Here is a 545-nt window from a genome sequence, read left to right on the forward strand (position 1 = left end):
CCGGGGGTGGTGAGGTGGCGTGGTGCTGTGCGGGTGAGGTGCTCTTGGAGGGGGACTCTGCTCACCTTCCTCTTCAAGGGACCTCAGAAGGGGGCCGGGCTGGGGCTGCTAGCGTCGCTGGGCGTGAGTGGTGAGGTGTACGTGGGGAACGCCGGGGTCGATGCGGCTCTTGATCGTGGGTGGTTGCTCGGTCACTTCAAACCTCCAGAGGACCCCAGGCACAGTGACGACGTCGAGATCAAGTGGGGCGTGCACCCGGCGGGGGACGAGCGGGCGGAGTGGGTGCGGGGTGAGGAGCGTACGGCGCTGCTGGTGCTGATCAGCGGCCGGTTCCGGGTCGAGCTGCCCGGCCGCAGCGTGTTGCTGGCCGAGCCCGGTGACTACGTGGTCTGGGGCAAGGGGGTGGACCATTCGTGGCGGGCGGAGGAGTCGTCGACCGTTCTGACCGTACGGTGGCCGTCCGTTCCCGGGTATCGGGTTCCGGACGGTGAGGGGGCTCCAGGCGGTGACGGCGCTTAGGCGCGGGGTGGTGAACGGGGTGGTCG

1 protein-coding gene is annotated in these 545 nt (G+C 69.4%); it reads left to right on the forward strand.

Going from position 1 to position 545, the window contains the following annotated elements; all coding sequences use genetic code 11:
- Nucleotides 1-123: 123 nt before the first annotated feature.
- Nucleotides 124-519: a cupin domain-containing protein gene (locus tag C1J01_RS48530; protein WP_111185888.1), complete on the forward strand. Its 396-nt coding sequence runs from the start codon at nt 124-126 to the stop codon at nt 517-519.
- Nucleotides 520-545: the final 26 nt, after the last annotated feature.

The organism is Nonomuraea aridisoli, from assembly GCF_003236395.1.
Classification (GTDB): Bacteria; Actinomycetota; Actinomycetes; order Streptosporangiales; family Streptosporangiaceae; genus Nonomuraea; species Nonomuraea aridisoli.